This is a genomic window from Sphingomonas epibiotica (genome assembly GCF_039615155.1).
In the GTDB taxonomy this organism is placed as follows: domain Bacteria; phylum Pseudomonadota; class Alphaproteobacteria; order Sphingomonadales; family Sphingomonadaceae; genus Sphingomonas.
In genome coordinates this window covers 181968-201871 of record NZ_JBDGHY010000006.1, presented here as the reverse complement: position 1 = coordinate 201871, position 19904 = coordinate 181968, and the positions used below count along the sequence as shown (strand labels likewise).

Annotated in this window: 20 protein-coding genes; 11 read left to right on the top strand and 9 right to left on the bottom strand. The window is 67.2% G+C overall.

All coding sequences use genetic code 11. The features are described 5' to 3' along the window. Positions 1–347: 347 nt before the first annotated feature. The 3 genes from AAIO73_RS13630 to AAIO73_RS13620 form a co-directional block, all read right to left on the bottom strand. Positions 348–1217 carry a MipA/OmpV family protein gene (locus AAIO73_RS13630; RefSeq protein ID WP_345878747.1) on the bottom strand — a complete coding sequence of 290 codons (870 nt, stop codon included), beginning with the start codon at positions 1215–1217 and terminating at the stop codon, positions 348–350. 68 nt (positions 1218–1285) lie between these two features. Beyond that, complete coding sequence (locus tag AAIO73_RS13625; RefSeq protein WP_345878746.1) at positions 1286–1660, bottom strand: DUF2141 domain-containing protein; 375 nt, start codon at positions 1658–1660, stop codon at positions 1286–1288. Further along, positions 1641–2453 carry a sterol desaturase family protein gene (locus tag AAIO73_RS13620; RefSeq protein WP_526023807.1) on the bottom strand — a complete coding sequence of 271 codons (813 nt, stop codon included), beginning with the start codon at positions 2451–2453 and terminating at the stop codon, positions 1641–1643. Before AAIO73_RS13620 ends, AAIO73_RS13625 begins: the two co-directional genes overlap by 20 nt. A 323-nt stretch (positions 2454–2776) precedes the next feature. On the opposite strand from AAIO73_RS13620, the gene crtY reads away from it, so the two are divergent. The 4 genes from crtY to AAIO73_RS13600 all read left to right on the top strand — a co-directional run bounded on the left by crtY (position 2777) and on the right by AAIO73_RS13600 (position 7264). Next, positions 2777–3940, top strand: coding sequence for a lycopene beta-cyclase CrtY (gene crtY, locus AAIO73_RS13615; protein ID WP_345878745.1), 1164 nt, complete (start codon positions 2777–2779; stop codon positions 3938–3940). Continuing rightward, positions 3937–5415 carry a phytoene desaturase gene (locus tag AAIO73_RS13610; protein ID WP_345878744.1) on the top strand — a complete coding sequence of 493 codons (1479 nt, stop codon included), beginning with the start codon at positions 3937–3939 and terminating at the stop codon, positions 5413–5415. Before crtY ends, AAIO73_RS13610 begins: the two co-directional genes overlap by 4 nt. A gap of 326 nt (positions 5416–5741) precedes the next feature. Continuing rightward, entirely contained in the window at positions 5742–6323 is a 582-nt protein-coding gene (locus AAIO73_RS13605) for an LOG family protein (protein ID WP_345878743.1), read from the top strand. Further along, entirely contained in the window at positions 6320–7264 is a 945-nt protein-coding gene (locus AAIO73_RS13600; RefSeq protein WP_345878742.1) for a phytoene/squalene synthase family protein, read from the top strand. Before AAIO73_RS13605 ends, AAIO73_RS13600 begins: the two co-directional genes overlap by 4 nt. 118 nt (positions 7265–7382) lie before the next feature. Here AAIO73_RS13600 and AAIO73_RS13595 read toward each other — a convergent pair whose 3' ends face one another. Beyond that, a complete protein-coding gene (locus AAIO73_RS13595; protein WP_345878741.1) occupies positions 7383–8447 on the bottom strand; it encodes an AI-2E family transporter in 1065 nt (354 codons plus the stop codon). Positions 8448–8621: 174 nt separating this feature from the next. Between AAIO73_RS13595 and AAIO73_RS13590 the strand changes: the two genes are divergently transcribed. Further along, positions 8622–10706, top strand: a complete 2085-nt coding sequence (locus AAIO73_RS13590) for a TonB-dependent siderophore receptor (protein WP_345878740.1) — start codon at positions 8622–8624, stop codon at positions 10704–10706. A gap of 66 nt (positions 10707–10772) precedes the next feature. Here AAIO73_RS13590 and AAIO73_RS13585 read toward each other — a convergent pair whose 3' ends face one another. Beyond that, positions 10773–11306, bottom strand: coding sequence for a thiamine phosphate synthase (locus tag AAIO73_RS13585; RefSeq protein ID WP_345878739.1), 534 nt, complete (start codon positions 11304–11306; stop codon positions 10773–10775). 22 nt (positions 11307–11328) lie between these two features. Here AAIO73_RS13585 and AAIO73_RS13580 point away from each other — a divergent pair, with 22 nt between their 5' ends. Beyond that, on the top strand, positions 11329–11991 hold the full coding sequence (locus AAIO73_RS13580; protein WP_345878738.1) for a YggS family pyridoxal phosphate-dependent enzyme: 663 nt from the start codon (positions 11329–11331) through the stop codon (positions 11989–11991). 19 nt (positions 11992–12010) lie between these two features. Further along, positions 12011–12694: an HAD family hydrolase gene (locus AAIO73_RS13575; RefSeq protein ID WP_345878737.1), complete on the top strand. Its 684-nt coding sequence runs from the start codon at positions 12011–12013 to the stop codon at positions 12692–12694. Positions 12695–12932: 238 nt separating this feature from the next. On the opposite strand, the gene AAIO73_RS13570 is transcribed toward AAIO73_RS13575, so the two are convergent. Beyond that, positions 12933–13613, bottom strand: coding sequence for a c-type cytochrome (locus tag AAIO73_RS13570; RefSeq protein WP_345878736.1), 681 nt, complete (start codon positions 13611–13613; stop codon positions 12933–12935). Between the two features lie 169 nt (positions 13614–13782). Between AAIO73_RS13570 and AAIO73_RS13565 the strand changes: the two genes are divergently transcribed. Next, positions 13783–14673 carry a prephenate dehydratase gene (locus AAIO73_RS13565; protein ID WP_345878735.1) on the top strand — a complete coding sequence of 297 codons (891 nt, stop codon included), beginning with the start codon at positions 13783–13785 and terminating at the stop codon, positions 14671–14673. 4 nt (positions 14674–14677) lie between these two features. Here AAIO73_RS13565 and nudC read toward each other — a convergent pair whose 3' ends face one another. The 3 genes from nudC to AAIO73_RS13550 are packed head-to-tail and all read right to left on the bottom strand — an operon-like array spanning position 14678 to position 17873. After that, positions 14678–15526, bottom strand: coding sequence for an NAD(+) diphosphatase (nudC, locus tag AAIO73_RS13560; RefSeq protein WP_345878734.1), 849 nt, complete (start codon positions 15524–15526; stop codon positions 14678–14680). After that, positions 15523–16845, bottom strand: a complete 1323-nt coding sequence (locus tag AAIO73_RS13555) for a serine hydrolase domain-containing protein (protein WP_345878733.1) — start codon at positions 16843–16845, stop codon at positions 15523–15525. Before AAIO73_RS13555 ends, nudC begins: the two co-directional genes overlap by 4 nt. After that, positions 16842–17873: an A/G-specific adenine glycosylase gene (locus AAIO73_RS13550; RefSeq protein WP_345878732.1), complete on the bottom strand. Its 1032-nt coding sequence runs from the start codon at positions 17871–17873 to the stop codon at positions 16842–16844. The genes AAIO73_RS13555 and AAIO73_RS13550 overlap by 4 nt, the downstream gene beginning before the upstream one ends. 28 nt (positions 17874–17901) lie before the next feature. Between AAIO73_RS13550 and AAIO73_RS13545 the strand changes: the two genes are divergently transcribed. From AAIO73_RS13545 to AAIO73_RS13535, 3 genes are read left to right on the top strand one after another with little or no spacing between them, the layout of a single operon-like run. Continuing rightward, positions 17902–18435, top strand: a complete 534-nt coding sequence (locus AAIO73_RS13545; protein WP_345878731.1) for a DUF721 domain-containing protein — start codon at positions 17902–17904, stop codon at positions 18433–18435. Continuing rightward, positions 18435–19130 carry a DsbA family protein gene (locus AAIO73_RS13540; protein ID WP_345878730.1) on the top strand — a complete coding sequence of 232 codons (696 nt, stop codon included), beginning with the start codon at positions 18435–18437 and terminating at the stop codon, positions 19128–19130. Before AAIO73_RS13545 ends, AAIO73_RS13540 begins: the two co-directional genes overlap by 1 nt. Positions 19131–19155: 25 nt before the next feature. Beyond that, complete coding sequence (locus AAIO73_RS13535; protein ID WP_345878729.1) at positions 19156–19887, top strand: thioredoxin domain-containing protein; 732 nt, start codon at positions 19156–19158, stop codon at positions 19885–19887. Positions 19888–19904: the final 17 nt, after the last annotated feature.

The following is a 19904-nucleotide window of genomic DNA, read 5'->3' as shown; positions in this document are numbered from 1 at the left end:
CAGACAGGATGGGCTGGCGGGTTGGCCCGAAAGGAAAGGTCACGACCGTCGACGGGCGGCCCCATCCCCTGCCCCTCGCTTTCAGCGAGGGGAGGGAAACAGCCGCTCTGGCGGACGCGAGGCCCCTGCGCGCGACGCCGGCTCCCCGCCCGCACCGGACGATCCGCACGTCAACACATCGCGACAGGAAAACTCGATCGGACAATCCGATGCTCCGGGCAATAGGGTTCGTCGCTGGCGGCCCGACCAGCGATACGAACCTGCCCGCCCCCGATCGGGACGGACACCCATGGCCGAAACTGCCCGATCGGCCGCTGCGATACAAGCCGGTTTGGCCGCGCGCCCGATCAGAAGCTGTAGGCGATTCCGACCGCACCCAGCCACTGGTTGCTCGACCCGTTGCGCGCGACGATCGGGCTGTCGGCGAAATCGTTCAGCAGCTTGCGATAGACGACCGTCCCGAACAACTGCCAGCCCGAGCGCAGGTCGCCGCTGATCGACCGGCCGCCAAGGACGCCGAGCGTCCAGTTCTTCCACCCGCCGCGCGCGTTATAGACGGGCAGACCGCTCGCCAGCGACTGCGCCGGCGTGATCGAGAAATAGCTGTCGGCATAGCCCTCGCCGACCCGCTCGGCCGACACGATCACCCCGGCGATGGCACGGGTGCTCAGCGGGGTGACATAGTTGATCGTGGGGGCGAGCACCGTCGACTTGTGCCCCCCGCCGACATCCTTGCGGTAGCTGAGCGACGCCGACAGCCGGTCGAACTGCGAGGTGACGACCCCGGTCTTGCCGATGCCGACATAGCCGCCCAGTTCGATCGCGGTATCGACCGTGCCCAGCGCGCGGACCTGCGCATCGTCAATGCCCTTGGTCGAATTGCGGTTGAGGTTGACGACCGCGATCGGTCCCGCCTGGAAATCCCAGGTCGGCCCGACGCCGTCGGGGATCAGGTCGACGCTGAACCGGTTGCCGGCCAGCAGGAAGTTGAAGCCCGAGACGCGTCCGGTCGCGGCCGGCACCGGGCTGAACGAATAATCGTCCGACCCCTCGTAATCGGGCAGCACGGCGGCGCCCAGCCCGACGACATAGAAATCGGCACCGGTATCGGTGTTGGGCAGCGCCGATGCCGGCACCGCCGGCGTCGCCGCCTCCTGTGCGAAAGCGGGCGTGGCGAAGGCGGCTACGGTCAGGACGGCGGCAAAAATGGCGCGCAAGGGCGTGGCTCCGAGAAAATATTACTCCCCCGTAACGCTATCCCGCCCGCTTCGGTCCGTGCCGACTACTAGAGGAGATAGCGAATCCGCACCTGTTGCATGGTTACATCACCCGCGAGCGGGAATTCCGCTGCGCTGAACTTGGGCGGGCCAAAGCGGATCGCCGGGTTGCGCGAGAAACCGAATCCTTCGCGCGGGATACCGGCAAAGGTGTCGAGCTTCGCATTGTTGTTTTCGTCGTGGATCACCGACACAGCATAGTCGCCGCGCCCCAATCCCGCGATGCGCACCCCGCGCTCATCGGCTGCGAAAGTGCGGGTGACCGCATTACGGTCGTCGGTGCAGCCGGGAAAATTCTTCGGATCGGCGGTCAGGCAGAGACGGATGACGCCCTTGGTCGAACGCAGGTCGGCGATGCGGACGTCAAGCGTGCCGGTCGGCATGGCCCCGGGCAGCATCGCCAGTGCCAGCGCCGCCAGCGCGATTCGCCCGCCGCGCGACGCGCGCGCGTTCCTTTTCGAAATCGCCAAGACCGCCATCGGTGCCGCACACCCGGTCCCAGAAGCGGAAATAGAGCCCGAAATTGCAGCCATAGCGCTCGTGATGCCTCTGATGATGGCTGGCGGTAATCAGCCAGCCGCCCAATCGCCCCGCCCACATGAACCGGGGGAACATTTCCCACCCCATATGGTTCGTGACGCCCATAACCGTCATGATCGTCAGCACCAATGCCAGCGCGCCGATATGGATCGGAATGACGAACACCAGTAGCGGAATTACCACAGCGCCGGTCAACGCCTCGATCGGATGAAACGCCATCGCCGCCCATGCGGTCGGCGGTCGGCTGGCATGGTGGACGGCATGGGCGATCCGAAACCATTTCGGCCGGTGCATCCAGCGGTGCGTCCAGTAGAACCACGTATCGTGCGCGAACAGGTACAGCAGCACCGACAGCGGCAGATACCAGAGCGGATACGCGTGAACGTCGCGGTAGATCTGCGTCCATCCGCGATGTTCCCATCCCCATGCGACGATCCCCGCCGGAATGCCATAGATCGCGGCCGACAGCAGCGACCAGCGGATTTCCTTGGCGATCTGCGCGTCCAGCCCGCGGTACAGGCCGGGATGTTTGCTGCGCGTCGCAAAGGCGAACCCCGCCGACGCCAGCAGATAGCGGACACCGACGATCACCGTCATCGCCACGGCGGACAAAAGGATAGCCAGCGGGATCGACATGCCCGCGCTGTAGCGGATTGCGCAGACGGATGACACCCGCAAATCCTCCCCGGCACGGGGAGGGGGACCGCGCCCCGAACGCAACGACGGCGGCACCCCAAAATCCTCCCCACCCCGTGGGGAGGGGGACCGTCGCCGAAGGCGATGGTGGAGGGGGGTGGCGGCGCAACGCAACGCTCCCGTACGCGGCTACCCCCCTCCACCATGCTGCGCATGGTCCCCCTCCCCGTACCGGGGAGGATTTCACGTCCCGCTCCCCGCGCGCGGGCAGGAATCTTCCGCTAGCGTTTGCCAGCCCTTGCCCGCTCCCCTAGTGCACCCCCATGCCAACCATCCATCACTGCGACCTCGCCATCGTCGGCGGTGGCCTTGCCGGTGCGTTGATCGCGCTGGCGGCGGCGAAGCGGCGGCCCGATGCGCGCATCCGCCTGATCGAGGGGGCGGCGCAGTTCGGCGGCAACCATGTCTGGTCGTTCTTCGGCAGCGACGTGTCGGACGAACATCGGGCGCTGGTCGCCCCGCTCGTCGCCCATGCATGGCGCGGCTATGACATCGCCTTTCCGGCCCATGCCCGGACGCTCGACACCACCTATTACTCAATCACCTCCGAACGACTCGACACGGTCGTCCGCCGGACGCTGTCGCCCGAAACGCTGATGGCCTCCGCGCGCGTGCTCGGCGCCAGCCCGACCGCCGTCGTCCTCGCCGATGGCGACCGGGTCGAGGCGCAGGGCGTGATCGACTGTCGCGGCCCCGGCGACGTGTCGCTGCTCGATCTCGGCTGGCAGAAGTTCATGGGGATGGAGCTCAAGACCGCCTATCCGCACGGCGTCGAACGGCCGATCGTGATGGACGGCTCGGTCGAGCAGCTCGACGGCTATCGCTTCGTCTATACCCTGCCGTTCGATACCTCGACGCTGTTCGTCGAGGACACCTATTATAGCGACACCCCCGATCTCGATACGCAAACGCTCGCCCGGCGCATCTCCGCCTATGCCGCCGCGCAGGGCTGGGACGGCGTCAGCATCGGCCGCAGCGAGACCGGGGTGCTGCCGGTCGCGATGGGCGGCGATTTCGAGGAATATTGGCGCTCGGGCGGCAATCGCGTGGCGAAGGGCGGGATGCGCGCCGGGCTGTTCCATCCGCTGACCGGCTATTCGCTGCCCGATGCCGTCCGGCTCGCGCATCTGGTCGCCGACAGCGGCGACTGGTCGGGCGGCGCGCTGCACACGCTGACCCATGATTATGCCGCGACATTGTGGCGGCAGCGGCGATTCTACCGGATGCTGGCGACGATGTTGTTCCGCGCGGCCGATCCGGCGGAACGCTACCGGGTGCTCGAACGCTTCTACCGGCTGGACGCGGGACTGGTCGGGCGCTTCTATGCCGGGCGGTCGACGCTGTTCGACAAGATGCGGGTGCTGACAGGCAAACCGCCGGTACCGATCGGACGTGCGGTACAGGCGTTGATGGGGAGACAGGGGTGAAGACGGCAGCCGTTATCGGCGCGGGGTTCGGCGGCCTCGCGCTCGCCATCCGCCTGCAATCCGCCGGGGTCCAGACGACGCTGGTCGAGGGTCGCGACAAGCCCGGCGGCCGCGCCTATTACTGGGAACGCGACGGCTTCGTCTTCGACGCCGGCCCGACCGTCATCACCGCGCCCGAAGCGCTGCAGGAATTGTGGCAGTTGACCGGCCGCGACATGGCCGAGGACGTGACGCTGCAGGCGGTCTCGCCCTTCTACCGGCTCAACTGGCCCGACGGCACCAATTTCGATTATACCAACGACGACACGCTGCTGCGGTCGGAAATCGCCAAGCTCGATCCGGGCGACATCGCCGGCTACGCTCGCTTCCTCGAATATTCGGCGGGCGTGTATGAGGAAGGCTATGTGAAGCTCGGCCATGTGCCGTTCCTCGACTTCGCCTCGATGATCAAGGCCGCGCCGGCGCTGGCGAAATATCAGGCATGGCGGTCGGTCTATTCGATCGTGTCGTCGTTCGTGAAGAACGAGAAGCTGAGGCAGGCGCTGTCGTTCCACACCCTGCTGGTCGGCGGCGATCCGATGAAGACCAGCAGCATCTATGCGCTGATCCACAAGCTGGAGCGCGACGGCGGCGTATGGTTCGCGCAAGGTGGCACCAACAAGCTGGTCGCCGGCATGGTCCGCCTGTTCGAAAAATTGGGCGGCACGCTGATCCTGAACGATCCGGTCAAGAGCATCGACACGCTCGGCGACCGCGCGACGGGGGTCACGACGAAGAGCGGCGTGGTGATCGGCGCCGACATGGTCGCGACCAATGCCGACCTGATGCACAGCTACAAGGATCTGCTGTCCGGATCGCGCAGCGCGCAGCGCAAGGCCAAGCGGCTGGAGCGCAAGCGTTTCTCGCCGTCGCTGTTCGTCGTCCATTTCGGCATCAAGGGGACGTGGCCGGGCATTCCGCACCACATGATCCTGTTCGGCCCGCGCTATAAGGGGCTGCTCGCCGACATTTACGATCACGGCGTGCTGAGCGAGGATTTCTCGCTTTACCTGCACCATCCGACCGTCACCGACCCGTCGATGGCGCCGGAGGGGCATTCGACCTTCTATGCGCTGTGCCCGGTGCCGCACACCGGCAAATTCCCGGTCGACTGGGACCAGATCGGCCCGATCCTGGAAAAGCGCATCCTCGACGAGGTCGGCCGCCGCCTGATCCCCGACATTCACGAACGGATCGTGACGAAGTTCAGCTATATGCCGAGCGACTTCACCCGCGACCTGAATGCGTATCAAGGCTCGGCCTTCTCGCTGGAGCCGATCCTGACGCAGAGCGCCTATTTCCGGGCGCACAATCGCGACGACGATATCCCGAACCTGTATGTCGTCGGCGCGGGAACGCATCCCGGCGCGGGGATCCCGGGCGTGGTCGGCAGCGCCAAAGCGACGGCGGCACTGATGCTGGGCAGCGAGGACTGAAGGCTCTGCCAAGATAGAAACCGTTCGGTTCGAGCAGCTTCGAGCGAAGTCGAGAAGCGTCCGTCGAGAACGGATTGGCAATCACCCGCCCCCCTGCCGTTCGTGCTGAGTAGGGGCTGAGCGAAGTCGAAGACCCGTATCGAAGCACCCTTGACGGTCCTTCGATACGCCGCTTCGACAAGCTCAGCGGCTACTCAGGACGAACGGAAATACCGCTTTCCTCACAGCGGGGTTCTCGACAGACTTGAACTTGCACTCGAAGCAAACGGTTGGGCAGGGGGGGAGTATCTTGCCCCCCACCCCCCGATCGCCTACCGCTCCCCACCATGCAGCGTCTGGCCATCTATTGCGGGTCCGCGACCCCCGCCGATCCCGTCTATATCGACTCCGCCCGTGCCGTCGGCCGTGCGCTGGCGGAACGCAACATCGGCGTCGTCTATGGCGGCGGCCGCCTCGGGCTGATGGGCGCGGTCGCCGATGGCGCGATCGAGGCGGGCGGCGAGGTGATCGGCGTCATCCCGACCGCGCTGGTCAAGGCGGAGGCGGCGCATAAGGGCCTCACCGAACTCCATGTCGTCGACACGATGCACCAGCGCAAACAGGCGTTCACCGACCTGTCCGACGGCTTCGTCACCATTCCCGGCGGCACCGGCACGATGGACGAATTGTGGGAGGCGATGAGCTGGGCGCAGCTCGGCTATCATGCCAAGCCGGTCGGGCTGCTCAACACCGCCGGCTATTACGACCATCTGATCGCCTTCGTGGAAAAGATGGCGGAGGTCGGCTTCATGCGCCCTATGCACCGCGATATCCTGCTCGTCGCCGATACGCTGGACATCCTGCTGGACAAGATGACGGCGCATACGCCCGTACAGGCGATTATCCATATGAGCAGCAAGGACCTTTGATCCAGCCCCGCGCCGACCTCGTCGCGCATGCCCGCGACACGATCGCGCGCGGCTCGAAGAGTTTCGCGGCGGCGAGCAAGCTGTTCGACCCGGTTACCCGCGAACGGGCATGGCTGCTCTATGCCTGGTGCCGCGCCTGTGACGACCTCGCCGACGGACAGGACATGGGCCACGGCATGCAGCGGCTCGACGATGCCCCCGCCCGCCTGCTGCTGATCCGCGAGCGTACCGCGCAGGCACTGTCCGGGCAGCCGACCGGCGATCCCGCCTTCGATGCGCTGGGCGTCGTCGCGGCCGAGGTCGGCCTGCCGCACCGGCTGGTCTATGACGTGATCGACGGGTTCCAGCTCGACGCCGATGGCTGGCAACCGGTGAGCGAAGCCGATCTCTACCAATATTGCTATCATGTCGCCGGCGCGGTCGGTGGATTGATGGCGGTGGTGATGGGCGTGCCCGCTGGCGACAAGGACACGCTCGACCGCGCCTGCGACCTCGGCCTCGCCTTCCAGCTTGCCAACATCGCCCGCGACGTACGCGAGGATGCCGACGCCGGTCGCTGCTACCTGCCGCGCGACTGGCTGACCGAACAGCGTATCGACCCGGCCGATCCGATGGCGACACCCGATCGGGTAGCAATCCTCGCCCGGCGCATGGCGACGCGCGCCGCGCTCCACGAGGAGAGCGCCCGCGTCGGCGCCGCCCGGCTGCCATGGCGCTCGGCCTGGGCGGTACTCGCCGCCGCCGACATCTATGGCGGCATCGCCCGCAAGGTCGCCGCCGCCGGCCCCGCCGCATGGGACCGGCGGCAAACCACATCAAAGGCGGAAAAGATCGCCGCCATCGCCCGCGCCTTCATCGCCGCCCGCTGGCGATCCGCCCGCGACAAACCCCGCAACCCGGCGCTGTGGACGAGAAATATCCCACCGGTTCGTGCTGAGTAGGGACTGAGCGAAGTCGAAGGCCCGTATCGAAGCACCTGCCCCAAACGGTCCTTCGATACGCCCCTTCGACAAGCTCAGCGGCTACTCAGAAAGAACGGGACGGGGCAGTGGAGAAGCCTCACTCCTCCTTGACCTTGTCCGTCGCAACCGTGATGTCCCGCCCCAGCAACGCCTGCACGTACACCCGCTGCACCAGCACGAACACCACGATCGTCAGCGGTGCCGCCAGCAACACCCCGATGAACCCGAACATCAGCCCCATGCCGATGACCGAGAACAGCAGCACGGCGGGCGGCACGTCGACCGCATGCTTCTGGACGATCGGTTGCAGGATATTGCCCTGAATCTGCTGGACGATCAGGAACACGCCGATCGTCCACAGCGCGGTCGACGGGGATACGGTAAAGGCCAGCATTACCGCCGGCACCCCGGCAATGATCGGCCCGACATAGGGCACGACGTCCATCAACCCGGCGATCAGCCCCAGCCCGATCGCGGCGGGTACGCCCAGCAGCCACAACCCCGTCCCGGTCAGCACCGCGACGACGATGATCGCCACCGCCTCGCCCTTCATCCATCCGCGCAGGCCGCCTGCGGCATCGTCGACCGCCTTGCGCGCGACCGGCTCGGCCTTGGGCGGCACCAGCTTCACCAGCCCCCGGCGATAGAGTTCGGGATCGGCCGCGAGGAAGATTGCGCCGACCAGCACCAGCACCGCATCCGACAGCCCCGACCCGATCGACAGGACATAGCTGCCCGCCCGCGACATGATCGTCGACAGGTCGCTGCTCCCTTGCGACAACAGGTCGCGCGCCGGCTCGCCCAGCCCCCAGCTGTCCAGCTGCCGCTGGATCGCCTGCAATGCCGGCGGAATCTGTTCGCGGATCGTGTCGAACTGCTCCACCAGCTGCGCGCCGAAGCCATAAAAGATGCCGATCACGATCCCGAGCAGCAGGATGATCGATAGCGCCAGCGCCAGTCCGCGCGGCAGCCGCGTCCATTTCTGGATCCGGCGCGCGACCGCGCTGAACAACACCGCGATGACCGTTGCCGCGAACACCAGCAATATCAGCCGCATCATCGAGATCAGCAGATAGCCGGTGCCGATAATCGCCAGCACCATCACCGTCATCGCCGCGACCCGGCCATAGCTCGGGCCCTGTCGTTCCGTTCCGCCGTCCATCGCCGCTTCCCCTTTGTGCGTGAACGGACCATGACGCCGCCGCGTTCCGGTTCGGCTCCGTCACGATCGACCGAAAATCGTATTCGAACCAATTGCCCTTGCGGCACACCTTCGCTAATGCGACCGCCTATCAATATCAGGGGGACGGTAGTGAAGCGTTGGTGGATGCCCGCGATGGCAATATTCGTCGCGAGTCAGGCGGCGGCGCAGGACCGTTCGTCGAGCGACGACGCCGACATCATCGTCGAAGGGCGCGCCCGGCAACTCTATCGCACCACGCTCACCACCGTCGGCAAATCGGCGCAGGATCCGCTCGACATTCCGCAGGCGTTGCAGGTCATCAACAGCGACCTGTTTACCGATCAGGGCGCGCGCGACGCGACCGACCTCTATCGCAACATCTCGGGCGTCAGCGCCTACAGCTATGCCGGCGTCACCTTTCGCGGCTTTCGACAGGACGAATCCTTCTACGACGGGATGCGCGGCAATCCGTTCGTCGGCTTCACCGTGCCGCAACTGTTCAACATCGACCGGGTCGAGGTGCTGAAAGGTCCGGCGGGGCTGTTCTTCGGACCCGGCGCGCCGGGCGGGATCATCAACTATGTGTCGAAGACCCCGTCCGATCGCGCCAGCCTGCGCACCGTCGCCACTGCCGGCAATTACGACCGGTTCGGCATCTCGGCGGAGGCGACGAACCGGATCGATGCCGATGGCGTCGTCTCCTATCGCATCGGCGGCTTCACCGAATCGATGCGGCCCTATCGTTTCAATACGCTGCATAAGGCGCTGATCGGCGATGCCGGCCTGTCGATCCGCACCAATCCCGGCGGGCTGCTGACGCTGCAGGTCACGACCTACGACAATTATCTGCGCGCCAACCGGCTGCGCGGGGTGCTGGTCGATGACAGCGGCCGCTTCCGCACGTCGATCGACTGGAACGCCAATGAGCGGAGCGACTATCTCCACCTGACCTCGACCGCATGGGCCGCGCGCTATGCGACCGCCATCGGTGAAGCGGTGACGTTCGATGTTGGCGCGCGCTATTTCCGTTCGACCGAACGGCAGAAATATCACGAACCGCGTGGGACAAGCCCGACCAACCCCGACCTCGTCCTGCGCGAATTCCGCGATCAGGTCCGCCCCGTCGATGGCCTGTCGTTCATGGCCAACGCCACCGCGCGCACGACATTGTTCGGCCTGTCGCATCGGTTGCAGGTCGGCAGCGACTGGTATCGCGAAGCCAATGGCCTCGAATCGCGCATCCTGCGGGCCGGCGTGGCACCGCTCAGCCTGTCCAATCCGGTCTATGGCCGGTCCGACGGTGACGCGCTGCGCGCGATGACACTGCCCTTCACCGTCACCGACACCGATGCGCGCCGCTTCGGCATCTATGCGCAGGACCAGATCGACCTGACCGATCGGCTGCTGCTGGTCGCGGGCGTCCGCTACGACCGGTTCGAGGATCGCACCCGGGTCGCCACCGCCGGGCGGTTCACGTCGAACGCGCGCTATAACGACCACGACGTCACCTTCCGCACCGGCGCGATCTACAAGCCGCAGGACGATCTGTCGCTATATGTCAGCTGGTCGCAGGGCTTCGATCCGCAGGCCCCGGCCAGCCAGCTTCCCGCCGCCGGCGGCCCCTTCGCGCCGATCACCGGCAACCAGATCGAAACCGGCGCCAAATCGCGCCTGTTCGACGGTCGGCTACAGGCCAATGCCGCGCTGTATCGCATCGTCCGCCGCAATCTGTTGCAGGTCGACCCCTCGCTGCCCCCGGTCGGCGGCGTCGACCAGCTTCGCCCGATCGGGGAGGTGACCAGCAAGGGGTTCGAACTCGACCTCGCCACCGATCTGACGCCGAACTGGGTGCTGCTCGCCAATTACGGCTATAACGACACCCGCGTCACCGGCAGCGTCGCCGGACAGGCGCTGACCGATGCGGTCGGCAGCCATTTTCCCAACGCGCCCGCGCACAAGCTCGGCTTCTGGACCCGCTATCAGGTCGCGCCGATCCGGACCGCCTTCGCCGTTGGCGGCGAGCATGTCTCGCGCCGGATCAGCCGCTCGGGCCAGCCGGTGTTGCCCTACACCATCTTCGATGCGTCGATCACCCACCAGTTGGGCTTTGCCGAACTGATGCTGCGCGTCGATAACATCTTCGACAAGGTCTATGCCGCTTCGGGCTTTACCGCGATGAGCGGCCATTTCCCCGGCGACCCGCGCACCGTCTTCGCCGAACTACGGACGCGGTTCTGAGCTTCGGTCTGGAAAACTCGCGAAAGCGCGAATTCTCCGGGCGGTGCCGGCCCGCAAAACGCGCCCTCAGCGCGTTTTCGAACCATCCGCCCACGCATCGATCGCTGCCCAGCCGGCAATGCCCGGCAACGTCCGCGCGCGCCGCTCGGTCATCGCGCCCAGCGCGATGACCGGCAGGCGCGCGCCGCGGATCAGCATCGCGAACCGGATACGGCCGAGCGGCCTCGCGCCCGGATGCGAGCGGGTGGCGAAGACGGGGGAGACGAAGGTTGCATCGACCCCCGCGCGCTCGGCAGCGATGCGTTCGCGCACCGAATGCACCGGCCGCGTCGCCAACCCCTTGCTCTTGCGCGCATTTTTCCCATGCACGCCGTCACCACCCGGCAGAAACGGTCCGGCGATCAGCAGCGTTATCCGCCGCGCCCGTGCGATCCGCCGCACCTGTGCAAACATCCGCCGTCTTTTCCCTTTTGGCGTAGCATATTGGCGGAAGACGACACCGCTGCCGCGTGGCAACTTCGCCACCTTCGCCGCCAGCTCGTCGCCAAGCCGCTCGTCGGTCATCATCCAGCGGCGCGGCAAAGGGTGGCGGCGATCCATGACCCCCTCTATAGCGCGCCCAATGACCAACGCCGCAACCTCGCTTGGCCGCATTCGCGACCGGATCGCCCATGCCGAATCGATCGCGCGCCGGGACGCAGGCGCGACGACGCTGATCGCGGTCAGCAAGACCCATGACGCCGCCGCGATCCAGCCGCTGATTGACGCCGGACAGCGCGTGTTCGGCGAAAACCGGGTGCAGGAGGCGCAGGCGAAATGGCCAGCGTTGCAGGCGCTTACCCCCGGCATCGAACTGCATCTGGTCGGACAGCTGCAATCGAACAAGGCCGAGGACGCGGTCCGCCTGTTCGACGCGATCCATTCGGTCGACCGCCCGTCGCTGGTCGCCGCGCTTGCCAGGGCGATCGACAAGGTGGGTCGCGCGCCTGCCTGTTTCGTCCAGGTCGATATCGGCGACGAACCGCAAAAGGGTGGCTGCGCGCTGTCCGACCTCCCCGCGCTGCTGGCCGAGGCACAGGCGGCGGGCCTGCCGGTCGCCGGGCTGATGTGCGTGCCCCCCGCCGGGCTCGACGCCGCGCCCTATTTCGCGCTGACCGCCAAACTGGCCCGCGACAATGGCTTGGCCGGGCTCAGCATGGGCATGTCCGACGATTTCGAAACCGCCGTCACGCTCGGCGCCACCCATGTCCGCGTCGGCTCGGCGCTGTTCGGCCCGCGCGCCTGATCCTTTCCCGGAGCTTCTGATGACCCGTCCGCAAGCCTTGCTCTTCGATTTCGACGGCGTGCTGCTCGAAAGCGAATATGCCGGCAACCGCCAGATCGCCGAGTTTCTCACCCAGGCCGGCCACCCGACCAGCGCTGCCGACTCGATGGCCAATTTCATGGGCCTGTCGGGCAGCCACTTTACCAACGCGATCGAACGCTGGGTCGGCGGACCGATCCCCGCCGGCTTCTTCGAGGCGCGCGCCATCGAGGATGCGCGGGTGCTGGAGGAAGGTGTCGAGGCCGTCGCCGGCGCGATCGCCTTCGTCCGCTCGCTTCCCGCCGATTTGCCGCGCGCGATCGTGTCGTCGAGCACGACCCACTGGATTTCCACGCATTTGCGCCATCTGGGCATCGCCGACGCGTTCGGCGATCACATCTATAGCGGCAAGGAGCATGTCGCGAACGGCAAGCCCGCGCCCGACCTCTATCTCTACGGTGCGAAACAGCTGGGCGTGCCGATCGAGCAGTGCGCGATCATCGAGGACTCGCCGGTCGGCGTTACCGGCGCAGTCGCATCGGGCGCGCGCGTGATCGGCCTGTGCGCGGGCACGCATTGCGGTGTCGGTCACGATGCCCGCTTGCGCGAACTGGGCGTAACCGAAATCGCGCACGGCTTCGACGAAGTGGCGCGGTTGCTCGGACTGGAGCCCGCGACGGTCTGAGTTTCTCGGATTCACGCGAAGGCGCGAAGAAAGATTGGGTTTCGCGCAAAGGCGCAAAGGACGCAGAGGATGTTTGTGCAGTCATCGGCACGTCCGATCGGCAGGCCTATACGTCCTTTCCGATCAAAGCGTAGACCGCTGACGGGGATCGGCCACACATAGGCAACCTCTTCGCGTCCTTTGCGCCTTTGCGCGAACCATCATCCTGATGGCCCCCGCCCGAACGCGGAACGAAGCGTTACTCGCCCTTCTTCGCCGCCTGTTCCGCCGCCGCGGGATCGACCGACGGCGCACCCGAAGCGGGCGTGGCCGCATTCACGATGTCGGCGGTATTGGCGGTCGCGCCTTCCTCGACATTCTTCACGCCTTCGTCGGCCGGCGCGGCCCCGGCGGCGGGTGCGGCGGGCAGCGGCAGGTTAGACCCCTGCGAATTGAGATAGGCGATGACATTCGCCCGGTCCTCGGCACTGCCGAGGCCCGCGAAGGTCATCTTGGTGCCCGGCGCATATTTGCGCGGCGACGTCAGCCACGCGTTCATCGCGTCGAAATCCCAGTTGCCCGGAATGCCGGTCAGCGCGCTCGAATAGGCGAAGCCCGGCAGGTGCCCGTGCTTCTTGCCGATCACGCCCCACAGATTCGGGCCGATGCCATTGGCCCCGCCCTGGTTGACGGTGTGACAGGCCGCGCACTTCTTGAACACTTCCGCGCCCTTGGCGACATCGGCGGTCGCAAGCAGCGTCGCGATCGGCACCGCCGCCGCAGCACCCCCGCCGCCCGCCTCAGCCGCGCCTTCCACCGGATAGCCCGGCTTCTCCGGCGGGCCGGAATGGAAGATCATGCCACTGGCAATGGACAGTCCGAGGGCCGCGGCACATCCGGCCAATACCCAACCCGCGATCGTGTTCGTCCGGTCGTCCATGCGCTGAGCCGTCTCGCCTAAGATGGTTTTGTTTGGGGCCATGCTTAGAGGCGGCATCCCGTACTGGCAAGTCAGGCTTGCCGGGCCGTACTGGCAAGTCAGGCTTGCCGGACCATACTGTCAAGACAGGCTTGCTGCTTGCGCGCTTGACCGATAATCGCCGCGACCCATGCACAAATATGCCGCACCGGCCCGCCCCCTCGTCGCGCAGATGACCGAAGCCGCCGCCCGCGAGCCGCATCGCGCGGTGGCGTTTCAGGGCGCGCCCGGCGCCAATTCGCACGTCGCGCTGGCGCAGGCGTTCCCCGACGCGCTGCCCTTGCCCTGTTTCGGCTTTGCCGATGCGATCGACGCGGTGCGCTCGGGCAAGGCCGATTGCGCGATCATCCCGATCGAAAACTCGCTGCACGGCCGCGTCGCCGACATCCATTTCCTGCTGCCCGAATCGGGGCTGGTCATCACCGGCGAACATTTCCTGCCGATCCGCCACGCCTTGCTGGGTCTCGGCCCGATCGAGGCGGTGAAACAGGCGATGAGCCACGAACAGGCGCTCGGCCAGTGCCGGCACTGGCTGAGCGCGCGCGGCATCGAGCCGGTGGCGCATCCCGACACCGCCGGCGCGGCAGCCTCCGCCGCGGCGATGGCCGATCCCGGCGTCGCCGCGCTCGCCCCGCCCGCCGCCGCCGCGCTATATGGTTTGAAGATACTGGCCGACGACATCGCCGATGCCGATCACAATACCACCCGCTTCGTCGTCCTCGCCCGCGCCCCGCTCGCCGAACTGCCCGCCGGGCCGTGCATGACGACCCTGGTGTTCGAGGTGAAGAACGTGCCCGCCGCGCTGTACAAGGCGATGGGGGGGTTCGCGACCAACGGCGTCAACATGACCAAACTGGAAAGCTATCAGCGCGGCGGCACCTTCGCCGCGACCGAATTCTTCTGCGATATCGAAGGGCGCCCCGGCGAACCGCATGTCGACCGCGCGCTGGAGGAACTACGCTTTCATACGAAGAGCATGCGGCTGCTGGGCAGCTATGGGCGGGCACGCGAGCGGGGGTAGGCCGTCACCCTGCCCACGCCACCAGCAAACTATGCGCGATCGCATAGGCCGGGGGCGCCACGAACCGCCCGCTCTCCCCCGCCAGCGCCGCGCGAACCTCGTCGCGCGTCGCCCAGAACGCGTCCTCCAGCTCGGCCGTGTCGATCCGCAACTGGTCATCCTCGGCAACCGCGACGCACCCGATCATCAGCTGCGACGGAAACGGCCAGGGCTGGCTGGCGACATAGCGCACCGCGCCCACCCGTACGCCCGCTTCCTCCAGCACCTCGCGCCTGACCGCTTCCTCGATCGATTCACCGACCTCGACGAAGCCGGCGAGCGTCGAATAGCGTCCCGGCGGCCAACTCGGCTGCCGGCCGAGCAGCACCCGGTCGCCCTGTTCGACCGCCATGATGACCACCGGATCGGTCCGCGGAAAATGCTGCGCGGTGCAGTTGCCGCACGCCCGTGCCCAGCCGGCGCGCGATACCGACGTCGCCTGCCCGCAATTGGCGCAGAAGCCATGCCGGACATGCCAGTCGATCAGGCTGCGGGCGATGCCGTACAGCGCCGCCTCCCCCGCCGGCATCGCGGCCAGCGCAGTCATCAGCGTGGGCGACCGCATGGCAGGCGCGGTCGCGACACCGTCGCCGATCGTGAACAGCGGCGTCCCGTCCAGATTGCCGAGCAACAACGCGTCGCCGCGCGCCGGGTCCATCGGCACCAATGCCAGCCGGTTGTCCGCGACCGGCGGTTCGAGACCGTGCAGCACCAACAGCCGCGCGCCCGGATGCGTCAGCGCCCGTGCAAAGGCGGCCGGATCGTCGCGTTCATGGTCGACCCGCTCAAGCGTCGCCCCGGTAAAGCCGATCATCGCGCCGCCATCAGGTCGCTCGCCAACGCCTTCACCAGATCGTCGCGCAACGGAAAGCGATCGGCCGGGAAATAATTGACCATCACCGTTCCCCGCACCTGCCGTACCGGATCGACGAACGCCACCGTCCCTGCCGCGCCGCCCCAGCCATAGGTGCCCTTGCCCGGCCGCCCCGGCAGCGTTTCGAGATAGACCGAACCACCGGCACCAAAACCCATTTTGGGGCCCGCCTGTCCGCCGGTCGCCCCGTCGACGCCGCCAAAGGTGACGCCGGCGGGCAGCAGGTTCGACATGGCGAGCGCCACCGTCTCCGCCTTCATCACCCGCTTGCCGTCCAGCGTCCCGCCATTTTGCAACATGTGCAGGAACCGGTCGTAATCCCGCGCCGACATGGCAAGTCCCGCTCCGCCGTAAGCGAAACTAGGTCGCTGCAACCACACCGACGTCGCCGCCGGATCGACCGGCAGCAACGCCTCACCCGCCCAGGCATAGTTGCTCGCAAGCCTTGCCTTCTCGCGCTCGGGCACCTGCCAATAGGTCGAGGTCATGCCGAGCGGGCCGAACATCCGCGTCTGCAGGAACTGCTCGAACGACATGCCGCTCGCCACCTCGATCACCCGCCCCAGTACGTCGAGGCCGATCGAATAGCTCCACTTCGTCCCCGGTTCGGCGATCAGTGGCAACGTCGCGACGCGATCGGCGAATTGCTCGAGCGATTTGGGCCGGACCGGCGCCATCGCCGCCTCGGCCTGAACATTGACCGCGGCGGGAATGATGCCCAGCCGCTCATATTCCTTGAGCAACGGCCCCTTGGTGACGATGGTATAGCCGAGCCCGGCGGTGTGGGTCAGCAAGTTGCGAACCGTGATCGGCTTCGTCGCCGGACGGCTGGCGAGGCTGTTGTCGGGATCGGTCAGCACCTTCATCGACTTGAAGGCGGGGATGAAGTCGCTGATCGGCTGGTCGAGCTTCAGCTTGCCGTCCTCGACCAGCATCATCGCCGCCATGCCGGTGATCGGCTTGGTCATCGAATAGACGCGCCACAGCGTGTCGATATTTGCGGCAGGCGCGCCGGCCTCTACGGCGGTGCGTCCGGCGGCATGGGCGCTGGTCCAGTCCGGACCGCCCACGACCACGACCATGCCCGGCACCTTGTTGACCGCGACATAGCGCCCGACCATTGCCTCGGTCGCGGGCAGCGTCCGGGTTGCGGGGGCGGCCGGCGTTCGCGGCGGCGCGGCCTGTGCGAACGCCGCTACCGGTTGCGCCAACAGCACCGCCAGCGCCATCGATCCGTGCGCCCATCGTCCGATCGTCATCGCATTCCCTCCACCACCGCGATCGCCCGCGCGAACAGCGTCGGCAGCCCGGCATCAGCGATCTTCGCCACCGGCCACCATTCGCCCTGCGCGACGTCGTCGCCTGCATCCGCCACCATGACGGTGCAGGCAAGATCGAAATGGGTAAAACCATGGCGAACCAATCCGATCGCGCGCCAGTCGGCGGAAAACGGTGCGCCCTCGGTCCCCGGATCGCTGTCGGACCAGGGGCCGGTCGGCAGCGCGCGCATGCCGCCCAGCAGCCCCTTGTCGGGCCGCCGCACCAGCAGCACCCGTCCGTCGCGCTCCGCCCAGAACAGCGTGCCATGGCGTTGCGGCTTGGCCTTCTTCGCCGCCTTGACCGGAAAGGCTTCGGGCGCAGCCGTTTGGAATGCGACGCAATCGTCGCGCAAGGAACAGAGCAGGCAGCGCGGGTTGCGGACCGTGCAGACCGTCGACCCCAAATCCATCATCGCCTGCGCAAAATCGCCTGCGCGGTCGTCGGGGGTGATCGTGTCGGTCGCGGCGCGGATCGCCGCACGGGCGGCAGGTAGCGGTTCGGCAATCGCGAACAGCCGCGACACGACGCGCTCGACATTGGCATCGACCACCACCGCGCGCCGCCCGAATGCGATCGCGGCGATCGCCGCGGCGGTATAGTCGCCGATCCCCGGTAAGGCGCGCAGCCCCGCTTCGCTGTCGGGCAGCGCCCCCAGCGCCGCGACCGCCCGCGCACAGGCCAGCAGATTGCGTGCCCGCGCATAATAGCCAAGCCCCGCCCATGCCGCCATGACATCGGCATCGTCCGCCGCCGCCAGCGCCGCGAACGATGGCCAACGCGCGGTCCATGCTTCGAAATAGGGCCGCACGCTCGCTACCTGCGTCTGCTGCAGCATCACTTCCGACAGCCACACCCGATAGGGATCGGGCGGCGGGGTGCCGGGCGGGCTGCGCCACGGCAGGCTGCGATGATGGCGGTCATACCAGTCGAGCAATCGTTCGGCGACAGAGAGATGCTTGGCGTCCACGCCGGCTCTATGGCATGGGGTGGCGACAATGACGACGCGTCCCCGCCCCCATGCGACGATTCCCGAACCCCGCCGCCGTGGGGGAGCGCGCGCCGTGGCCGAATTGCTGCCCGAAATCGGCGGTGCGGCGTTCCGCAAATTCGGTTTCGTCCAGTCGGCGGTGGTCAGCCGCTGGGGCGAGATCGTCGGCGAACGCTTCGCGCGGGTATCCGCCCCCGAATCGATTCGCTTTCCCCCGGGCAAGCGCGCCGACGGCACGCTGACGCTGATCGTGTCGGGCGCGCACGGCACGATGATGCAGCATATCGCGCCCGAGATCGTCGAGCGGGTCAACCGCTTCTTCGGCTATCCCGCGGTCGCCCGGTTGCAGTTCCGCCATGGCGAGGTCCGCGCGCCCCGTGCGGTGCCGGTGCGACGCGATCCGCCGCCGATCCCGGCCGACATGGGCGAATCGATCCGCGACATCGCCGATCCCGAGCTGCGCGAAGTGCTCGCCGCGCTCGCCGGTGCCGTCGCCGCCCCGCCGCCCCCCGCCATCCCGATCCTCGGCAAGGTCCGCTGATGCGTATCCTCCTCCTCGTCTGTACGTTCCTGCTCGCGCTGTTCGGCCTGCCGCCCGCCAAGGCGCAGGCGCCTGCGCGCGCCACCGCCAGCCGCGACTGGTCGACCAATGTCGTGATGCTGCCGACCGGCGGTATCGTCGTCGGCAACCCGATGGCCCGGGTGCAGCTGGTCGAATGGGCCAGCTATACCTGCCCCCACTGCGCCGCCTTCGCCACGGAGGCGAAGGCCGATTTGCCGGCGATGCTGAAATCGGGCCGCGTGCGGGTCGAATATCGAACGCTGCCACGCGACGCGCTCGACCTTGCCGCCGCGATCCTCGTGCGCTGTGGCGGACCGAACCGCTTCCTCGCCGCGCATGACGCGATCATGGCGCAGCAAAAGGAGATGCTCGACAAGGCCGATGCCTTTGCGCAGACGCCCGCCGCGCAGACCCGGACCGCGACGATCGCGATCCGCCTGCAGCAACTGGCCGACGCCACCGGCTTGCGCGCGCTGATGCGTGGCCACGGCCTCGCCGATGCGCAGATCACCGCCTGTCTGAACGACGAAGCGGCCCAGAAGCGCGTCATCGCCATCGCCGAGGCGGCACAGGCGGCGAATGTCGCAGGCACCCCCAGTTTCGAAATCAACGGGCAGAAGGCCGACGTCCATGACTGGGCGGCGCTCAAGCCGCTGCTGCTCGCCGCCAAATAACCCTATCGCCAAGAGAGTATCGCCCATGCGTTTCGCACTTCCCCTGATTGCGCTCGCTTCGCTGTCGGCCTGTGGTGGCGGCGGTGACGCCGGCGGCAATGGCAGCGCCGCGGCACCGGTCGCCAATGTCGCCGCGCCGGCCGGGCAGAAATGGACCGACATGGTCGCGGTCACGCCCGAGGGCGGCTATCGCATCGGCAACCCCGATGCGGCGGTGAAGCTGGTCGAATTTGGGTCGCGCACCTGCCCGACCTGCGGCGCGTTCGGCCGCGAGGGCAACGAGCCGCTCATCAACAACTATGTCTCGACCGGCAAGGTGAGCTTCGAATTCCGCGACTTCGCGATCCATGGGGCACCCGACCTTGCTGCTGCGGTGCTCGGCCGGTGCAACGGCACCGCCACCTTCTTCCCGTTGCTCGAGGCGATGTATCAGGATCAAGCCGCGACGCTCGACCGGATGCAGGCGATCCCGCAGGCCGAACAGGCCCGGCTCCAGTCGATTCCGCCGTTGCAGGCGGTCTCGACCTGGGCCGATGCGGCGGGCTATGTCGACTTCGTCAAGCAGCGCGGCGTGCCCGAGGCCAAGGCGCGCCAGTGCCTCGCCGACCAGAATCTGCTGCAACAGGTGGTCAAGATCACCGAAGAGGGCGGCGCGGTCGTCACCGGCACCCCGACCTTCCTCATCAACGGCGAGAAGGCCGAGAATGCGCTGTCGTGGCCGCAGGTCGAAGCGGCGCTGAAGGCGGCCGGCGCCTGACCCCATGGCCGCGCCGG

Bases quoted from the DNA above. Each gene is read 5' to 3' on its own strand.
- AAIO73_RS13625 (WP_345878746.1), bottom strand. From the start codon at position 1,660: ATGCCGACCGGCACGCTTGACGTCCGCATCGCCGACCTGCGTTCGACC.
- AAIO73_RS13620 (WP_526023807.1), bottom strand. From the start codon at position 2,453: ATGTCGATCCCGCTGGCTATCCTTTTGTCCGCCGTGGCGATGACGGTG.
- crtY (WP_345878745.1), top strand. From the start codon at position 2,777: ATGCCAACCATCCATCACTGCGACCTCGCCATCGTCGGCGGTGGCCTT.
- AAIO73_RS13605 (WP_345878743.1), top strand. From the start codon at position 5,742: ATGCAGCGTCTGGCCATCTATTGCGGGTCCGCGACCCCCGCCGATCCC.
- AAIO73_RS13595 (WP_345878741.1), bottom strand. From the start codon at position 8,447: ATGGACGGCGGAACGGAACGACAGGGCCCGAGCTATGGCCGGGTCGCG.
- AAIO73_RS13590 (WP_345878740.1), top strand. From the start codon at position 8,622: ATGGCAATATTCGTCGCGAGTCAGGCGGCGGCGCAGGACCGTTCGTCG.
- AAIO73_RS13585 (WP_345878739.1), bottom strand. From the start codon at position 11,306: ATGGATCGCCGCCACCCTTTGCCGCGCCGCTGGATGATGACCGACGAG.
- AAIO73_RS13580 (WP_345878738.1), top strand. From the start codon at position 11,329: ATGACCAACGCCGCAACCTCGCTTGGCCGCATTCGCGACCGGATCGCC.
- AAIO73_RS13575 (WP_345878737.1), top strand. From the start codon at position 12,011: ATGACCCGTCCGCAAGCCTTGCTCTTCGATTTCGACGGCGTGCTGCTC.
- AAIO73_RS13570 (WP_345878736.1), bottom strand. From the start codon at position 13,613: ATGGACGACCGGACGAACACGATCGCGGGTTGGGTATTGGCCGGATGT.
- AAIO73_RS13565 (WP_345878735.1), top strand. From the start codon at position 13,783: ATGCACAAATATGCCGCACCGGCCCGCCCCCTCGTCGCGCAGATGACC.
- nudC (WP_345878734.1), bottom strand. From the start codon at position 15,526: ATGATCGGCTTTACCGGGGCGACGCTTGAGCGGGTCGACCATGAACGC.
- AAIO73_RS13555 (WP_345878733.1), bottom strand. From the start codon at position 16,845: ATGACGATCGGACGATGGGCGCACGGATCGATGGCGCTGGCGGTGCTG.
- AAIO73_RS13545 (WP_345878731.1), top strand. From the start codon at position 17,902: ATGACGACGCGTCCCCGCCCCCATGCGACGATTCCCGAACCCCGCCGC.
- AAIO73_RS13540 (WP_345878730.1), top strand. From the start codon at position 18,435: ATGCGTATCCTCCTCCTCGTCTGTACGTTCCTGCTCGCGCTGTTCGGC.
- AAIO73_RS13535 (WP_345878729.1), top strand. From the start codon at position 19,156: ATGCGTTTCGCACTTCCCCTGATTGCGCTCGCTTCGCTGTCGGCCTGT.